Raw genomic sequence first — 7,409 nt, 5'->3', positions numbered from 1 at the left:
TAGTAGACCAAAGAATGCCGCAAATGTCTGGGGTAGAGTTTTTGGAACAGGCTTTACAGATGTTTCCAGAGACGAAAAAGGCATTACTCACGGCGTATGCAGATACGGACGCAGCGATCCGCGCTATCAATACCACGCGGATCGATTATTACTTAATGAAGCCTTGGGACCCGCCAGAAGAAAGACTATATCCAGTATTAGACGATCTCCTCGATGATTGGTTATCGCAATTCCGTCCGCCTTTTGATGGCATTCGCGTGATTGGCAATCGCTGGTCGCCCCATTCTCACGAAATTAAAGATTTTCTCGCCCGCAATCAGTTGCCTTATCAATGGTTGGATATTGAGTTATCAGAGGAAGCGCGAGATTTAGTTAAATATGCCGACTGCGATAAATTAAATTTACCGCTGGTGCTATTTTCAGATGGTTCTAGTTTACTCAAACCGTCACCTTTGGAGGTTGCAGCCAAAATTGGGCTACAGACTCAAGCTGGAAAACCATTTTACGATCTAGCGATTGTTGGTGGCGGACCAGGAGGATTGGCGGCTGCGGTTTATGGTGCTTCGGAAGGGTTGCACACGGTACTCATTGAACGGGAAGCCCCAGGCGGACAAGCAGGAACGAGTTCGCGGATTGAGAATTATCTCGGATTTCCTGTAGGTTTGAGTGGCGGCGATTTAGCTAGAAGGGCAGTAACGCAGGCTAGACGCTTTGGTGTAGAGATTCTCAATCCCCAAGAAGTACAGGGAATTCGAGTCGAAGATCCCTATCGGATTATAACTCTTGCCGATGGCAGCGAAATTAGTTGTCATGCTCTAATTTTGGCGTTAGGCGTTTCTTGGCGGCGGCTGAACGTACCAGGAATGGATCGATTAACAGGGGCGGGCGTGTACTACGGTGCGGCGCAAACCGAAGCATTGGCTTGTCAAGGGGAAGAAGTTTATATCATTGGGGGTGCAAACTCTGCCGGACAAGGGGCGATGTATTTTTCGCGGTATGCGCATCACGTCACGATGTTAGTACGGGGCGAATCTCTTGCCAGTAGTATGTCGCAATACCTAATCGACCAAATTGCTGAGACACCAAATATTACAGTTAGGGTGCATTCCCAGGTGGTAGAGGTCAAAGGAGAGACAAATTTAGAGGCGATCGCAATTCAAAATACCCAAACGGGTGAGATTGAAATTGTTCCAGCTAATTCCCTGTTTATCTTCATCGGGGCTGTTCCCAGGACAGAATGGTTAGATGGAATTGTCGCACGCGACGATCGCGGTTTTGTCTTAACTGGAACAGATCTTAGCCAGAACGGACACCGCCCGAAAGGATGGACGTTAGATCGAGAACCCTTTTTACTAGAAACCAACGTACCTGGAATTTTTGCTGTAGGCGACGTGCGCCACGGTTCGATCAAGCGCGTAGCTTCTAGCGTCGGTGAAGGATCGATCTGCGTCCAATTCATCCATCGGTATTTGAGTAACGTGATGTAAGTCGTAAGTCGTAAGTCGTAAGTCGTAAGTCAAACACCACTCACAAATGACCAATGACCAATGACTAATGACAATTAAAATTACCAATTTTTACACCAAGATAGAAGTAGAAATAGAGAGGTTTTAGTTATGCAACGAGTTAATCTGATGGAGGCATCTCAACACTTATCAGAATTAATTGAAGCTGCGATGCGTGGGGAAGAAGTCATTATCACAAAAGATGAACGGTCAGTAGTTCAGCTTGTACCAATACCAACAGAAAAAAAACGCTATCCTGCTAAAGCTGGAACTGCTATAGGTTTAGTCACAATAGCAGAGGATTTTGACGAGCCATTGGAAGACTTTAAGGATTATATGTAATGAGGCTATTGCTGGATACTCATACATTTATTTATCCAGCAGCAGCTTAGTCTCAATAGCATCAATGTATTGAATATCAATTTAAATCATCTTGCTGTAGTTACATCCTTATCGCTTCACCATCGCGATCCGTTCGATCGCCTGTTAATTTCGCAAGCTATGGTAGAAAAGTTACCAGTATTGAGCATCGATTCTGCTTTCGATTCTTATCCAATTCAGAGGCTTTGGTAATGAGCGAACAATGCACTCACACTAAATTAACCTTACAACAAGTACCAATTTTTGCTCATTTAGATGAGAAGCAATTGCAGTGTTTAACTCAACTCGGTACGGAAATTCAACTCGATGCAGGTACGCAAATTGCCAAACAAGGAGATCCGCCAGATGGATTTTATATCATTTTAGAAGGAGTTACAGAATGGACGCGAACTGTAGACGGACAAGCAGCACACGCTGTTAATTTAGGTTCTGGGGAAGTATTTGCAGAATTAATTTTACTGCTAGACGAACCCTACCCCACCAGCGGACGCGCCTTAACTCCCGTTACACTTTATAAACTGAATCCAGAAGCTTTTTGGCAGATGTTAGAAATCTGTCCTCAAGTATGGCGCAGTATTTTAAAAATTGCCACGCAGCGATCGCAGCTTCACGAATCTGTCACTCAGCAGCAAGCAAAATTAATTTCTCTTGGTACTTTATCGGCTGGATTAGCACATGAATTAAATAATCCGGCGGCGGCGGTGAAAAGAAATGTGCAAAACTTAGATGAGATTTTACAGCAATTACCTGCGTTAGCATTACAACTACATCAGCAACCTTTAAATAAAGAACAAATCGATTTTTTGTGCGAGTTATATAAGCAGGCGATCGCCACAGCAAAAACTTGTTCTCGTCGCGATCCAATCGCCCAAAGTGAAGCGGAAGATGAGGTTACTGATTGGTTGGGCGATCGCAATGTCAAAGAAAGTTGGAAACTTGCCCCTACACTAGTTAACGCTGGAATTACAACAGAAAAATTAGATGAAATTACAGCTCATATTACACCTGAATGTTTGAGTAGCGTATTGCGCTGGTTGGATGCAACAGTCACGGGAAGCGGATTGTTATATGAATTACAACAAAGTTCGGGGCGGATTGGAGAATTAGTTAAAGCGATGAAAGAATATTCTTACATGGATCGCGCCCCTATCCAAGAAGTGGACGTTCATGAAGGAATTAATAGCACGCTAACGATTCTCAAATACAAATTGAAACAAGGTGTTAGCGTCCATAAAGAATATGGTAATTTACCTAAAATTAGTGCTTATGGCAGTCAATTAAATCAGGTTTGGACGAATTTAATTGATAATGCGATCGATGCTACGGGTGGTAAAGGACAGATTTGGATTAAAACTTCTCAAGAAGGCGATCGCGTTTTGGTAGAAATTATTGATAATGGCGTAGGGATTGCGCCAGAAATTCAGTCGCGGATTTTCGAGCAGTTTTTTACTACTAAAGAAGTTGGAAAAGGAACGGGTTTAGGGTTGGATATTGTTCGTAGAATTATTGTCGGACAGCATAGGGGTGATATTCGATTTGAGTCAAAGGCAGGGGAAACTAAGTTTCAGGTTAGGTTGCCAATAAATTTGAATTAAAGATCGCGCAAAGACAAGAACACTTACGTGCGGGGGTATCCCCTGTTGAGTAAAGTGTCCGCGCAAAGTCACAAAGATAAAAAGTTTACTTGTTTGCCGATTGGTGAATTCATAATTCTAAGGAAAGAAGAATGCCCTTAGTTAAAGTGAGCGATATTAATATGTACTATGAGGTACATGGAGATGGAGATTCTTTAGTTTTAATTCAAGGCTTAGGTTTGGATAGCAGTGCTTGGGCAAATCAGATTTCTGGATTTTCTCAAAAGTATCAAGTGATTATTTTTGATAATCGCGGTGTAGGGCAATCTGATTCTCCCAATATATCTTTTTCTACTGAAATGATGGCTGACGATACGGTAGAATTATTGAAGATTTTAAATATTAAAAATGCCCATATTTTAGGTTTTTCAATGGGTGGAATGATTGCTCAGCAAATTGCTTTAAAATATCCAGAAATTGTTAAAAGCTTAATTTTGGTAACGACATCTGCTAAGTTTCCAGTTAGAGCTAGATATTTGACTAAATTATGGTTAAAAATGCTTGAGGAACAGGTTTCTACAGAAACCCGCCTGAAAGAGATTTGCTTATGGGTGTTTACAGATGAATTTTTGGCAGATGAGGCGCGAGTTACAGCAGCGGTAAACCTAGGGTTGAATCATCCACATCCTCAACCAACGCACGGCTTTGCGGGACAAATCTCTGCTCTTTTAGAACACGATATAAGAGACAAGATCCATCGAATCTCTGCTCCTACCTTAGTGCTTATTGGTAAAGATGAAATATTTATTCCTTTGGATTTCTCTGAGGAGTTAGCTGCAAATATTCCTAATGCAGAATTAGTCATATCGGAGAAAGGTGGACATAATTATTGGATGGAATTTCCAGAAATATTTAATCGAGCAGTAATGCAATTTTTGGCTAGAGTAACAATAAGTAAATAGTTTTACTTGTTTGGTGAAATGGGAAGCCGCACTTTGTAGCCAACAAATTCTCAAAAAATCTATCCTAGAGCAGATGTGGCGATCGCATGAGTCCACAAAAGGAGATGAAAGAGAAAAGTACGGTTTTACCTATGCACTAGGATGGCACATACCAAAATACTCAGATAGAAAAGTTGTCGGTCACAACGGCTCGATCGAAGGATTTGCCACTAATATAACGCGCTATATTGATGAAAAAGTTACAGTTATTTTACTGTGTAACTTGGAAAATATAGCAAGACCAGACGCGATCGCTAAATCTATAGCAGAACAATTTGTTCCCGATCTTACCGACATTCCTCTACAACCACCACTTTAAATCAAAATCAACATCAAAAACTAAATATTCATCCGCGTCCATCCGCGTAGCCTGCGGCAAGGCGTTGCTTACATCCGCATTCAAAATTTACCAAAAATCATATTTTGACCTTTGACACCTGTACGGGCGGGTTTAACCACCAACTAACTCGTTTTTTAACCGAGATCTGGGTAGAAACCCGCCCGTACCACTTTTGACTTACCACCAAGGGTAATCATGACCAACACTCAAAATCCTCCCCGCCAGCAACTCAATATAAAAGACGCACTCCGCCAAGTACCGCTATTTGTCAAATTACCAGAAACAGAATTGCAGTGGTTGTGCGATCGCGGACAAGAGGTATGGCGGAAAGCAGGAGAAGTCCACCGTCGAGAAGGAGATCCAGCCGACCATGTTTTTATCTTGCTAGAAGGAGAAATTCGGATTACTCAGCAAGTCGGAAATCAGCAACTCGTTTTAGCTACCTACGATACGCAAACCCTATTTGGCGAATTACCCCTATTAATGGGACAAGATACCTATTGGGCGAGTGGAATTTCTGTTAAGCGATCGCGTATTTTTGAATTACCGAAAGACGCATTTTGGCGCTTACTATCTACTTGTTCCTGCGTCACTGCCTCCATTCTCAGCACGATGGCGCAGCGAATGCAAACGGTACAAACGATAGCACAGCAACGGGAAAAGTTAGCTGCTTTAGGAACGTTAGCTGCTGGACTTGCCCATGAAATGAATAATCCCGCTGCCGCCGTCAGACGCAGTGCCAAACACTTACACGAACTTTGGCAAGATATACCCTGCTTCACTTTAAAGCTGAAGCAGCAGATGACAAACGAACAACTCGGCTTTTTGATTGATATGCAGTGCGAGGCGGTGCAACGGGCGCAAAATATCCCTGCCCTCGATCCACTGACACAAAGCGATCGCGAGGATGAAATAGCTGAGTGGCTGACAACCCATCAAGTAGAAAATAGTTGGCAACTCGCCCCCATTTTAGTTGGAACTGGGTTAGATTCAACCTGGCTAGAAAGCATCGCCCAGAAAATACCTACCGATGCCCTATCTGGGGCGATCGCTTGGTTAACTGCATCCCTTACAGGTATCGGGGCAATTGAAGAGATCGATCGCTGTGCCGATCGCATTTCTCAGTTAGTACAGGCAATTAAAGATTACTCTTACATGGATCGCGCCCCCCTACAAGATGTAGACGTACATCAAGGGCTAGAAAGCACTGTGACAATTTTGAGTCACAAGCTTAAAGGTGGCGTGACGGTAGTGCGCGACTACGATCGCAACTTACCGCGAGTTGTCGGTTACGGCGGGGCATTAAATCAAGTGTGGACGAACCTCATTGATAATGCGATCGATGCCATGCAGGGACAGGGTAAGATTTGGCTGCGGACTTGGCAAGAACACGACCACATCGTAGTCGAAATTGCTGACAACGGATCGGGCATTCCCCCCAACATTCAACCCCGTATTTTCGAGCCATTTTTTACCACAAAAGGTGTAGGACAAGGCACGGGGTTGGGCTTGGATGTCACGTATCGGATTATTGTGGGCAAGCACCACGGCGACATCAATTTTACGTCAAAGCCTGGAGACACCTGTTTTCGAGTACGTTTACCGATCGCAGCTTCATAATTCCCTACACCAAAACAAAAGCCCCCGTGATTGAGAAGTCAAAAATCAAAAGTTAAAAGTCAAAACAAAAGCCCCCTTTTGAAGGGGGGTTGGGGGGATCTCAACAAAAGCCCCCTTTTAAAGGGGGGTTGGGGGGATCTCAACAAAAGCCCCCCTTTTAAAGGGGGGTTGGGGGGATCTAACCTGTGGCAAAACCAACAGAATTGATGTGACAAACTTACAGCGTTGGTACGTACTGCTGCTTTTCTGGTACGTCGGTGTATTCAGCAACAATCTGACGAAACTCTTCGCCGTCGATGGTTTCTTTTTCGATCAACAAATCGACTAAACGATCCATCACAGTGCGATTGTCACGGACGAGTTTCTTTGCCAACTCATAGCATTGATCGACAATGGCGCGAACCTGAGTATCGATGCGAGAAGCGATCGCTTCTGAGTAATCGGAACGAGTCATTAAGTCACGACCCAAAAATACCTCTGAACTTTGGCTATCTAACGACAGGGGACCCAAATCTGACATCCCGAATTTTGTCACCATCTGTCGCGCCATTCCCGTTACTTGTTGCAAGTCATTACCTGCACCAGTAGTCACTTCTGCCGTACCAAAGATGATATCTTCAGCAGCTCGACCACCCAAAGCACCACTGATTCTGGCTTTGAGTTGCGATCGCGAGATTAATCCTTGTTCTTCGCTAGGAGTAAACCAAGTCAAACCTTGAGCTTGTCCGCGTGGTACTAAAGTCACCTTCTGTACCGGATCGTGGTCTTTAATCAGCGTACCGATTAAAGCATGTCCGATTTCATGATAGGCAATCAACCGCTTACTCTTGCTATCTACCAACGGCGTGCCTTCCATCCCTGCTACAACGCGGTCTACAGCGTCGTCAATTTCTAGCAGGGTGATAGCGTCTTTACGCCGTCTTGCTGTTAAAATCGCTGCCTCGTTCAGCAAGTTAGCTAAATCTGCCCCTGTAAAGCCAGGAGTGCG

Annotated in this window: 7 protein-coding genes and 1 pseudogene; 7 read left to right on the top strand and 1 reads right to left on the bottom strand. The window is 43.9% G+C overall.

What is annotated here, in order from left to right; genetic code table 11:
• From ACRC32_RS06640 to ACRC32_RS06610, 7 genes are all read left to right on the top strand, one after another.
• Positions 1-1,487 (top strand): FAD-dependent oxidoreductase (locus ACRC32_RS06640; RefSeq protein WP_438553246.1); only part of this gene is annotated, 1,487 nt, incomplete at its 5' end.
• Positions 1,488-1,616: 129 nt separating this feature from the next.
• Complete coding sequence (locus ACRC32_RS06635) at positions 1,617-1,847, top strand: type II toxin-antitoxin system Phd/YefM family antitoxin (protein WP_438553245.1); 231 nt, start codon at positions 1,617-1,619, stop codon at positions 1,845-1,847.
• 15 nt (positions 1,848-1,862) lie between these two features.
• Entirely contained in the window at positions 1,863-2,078 is a 216-nt protein-coding gene (locus ACRC32_RS06630; RefSeq protein ID WP_438553247.1) for a type II toxin-antitoxin system VapC family toxin, read from the top strand.
• Positions 2,078-3,481 carry an ATP-binding protein gene (locus ACRC32_RS06625; protein ID WP_438553244.1) on the top strand — a complete coding sequence of 468 codons (1,404 nt, stop codon included), beginning with the start codon at positions 2,078-2,080 and terminating at the stop codon, positions 3,479-3,481. Before ACRC32_RS06630 ends, ACRC32_RS06625 begins: the two co-directional genes overlap by 1 nt.
• 131 nt (positions 3,482-3,612) lie before the next feature.
• The gene (locus ACRC32_RS06620; protein WP_438553243.1) at positions 3,613-4,422 is read left to right on the top strand and encodes an alpha/beta fold hydrolase; all 810 of its coding nucleotides are present in this window, start codon (positions 3,613-3,615) and stop codon (positions 4,420-4,422) included.
• A 10-nt stretch (positions 4,423-4,432) separates the two neighbouring features.
• Entirely contained in the window at positions 4,433-4,780 is a 348-nt protein-coding gene (locus tag ACRC32_RS06615) for a serine hydrolase (RefSeq protein WP_438553242.1), read from the top strand.
• 216 nt (positions 4,781-4,996) lie between these two features.
• Positions 4,997-6,421, top strand: a complete 1,425-nt coding sequence (locus ACRC32_RS06610) for a sensor histidine kinase (protein WP_438553241.1) — start codon at positions 4,997-4,999, stop codon at positions 6,419-6,421.
• Positions 6,422-6,638: 217 nt separating this feature from the next.
• Here ACRC32_RS06610 and ACRC32_RS06605 read toward each other — a convergent pair.
• A pseudogene (locus ACRC32_RS06605) lies at positions 6,639-7,409 on the bottom strand (cell division protein FtsH); the annotation flags it as partial.

This window comes from Chroococcidiopsis sp. (assembly GCF_051657925.1).
In the GTDB taxonomy this organism is placed as follows: domain Bacteria; phylum Cyanobacteriota; class Cyanobacteriia; order Cyanobacteriales; family Chroococcidiopsidaceae; genus Chroococcidiopsis.
The sequence above is the reverse complement of the archived record's forward strand: the minus strand, read 5'-3'. Positions and strand labels throughout refer to the sequence as shown.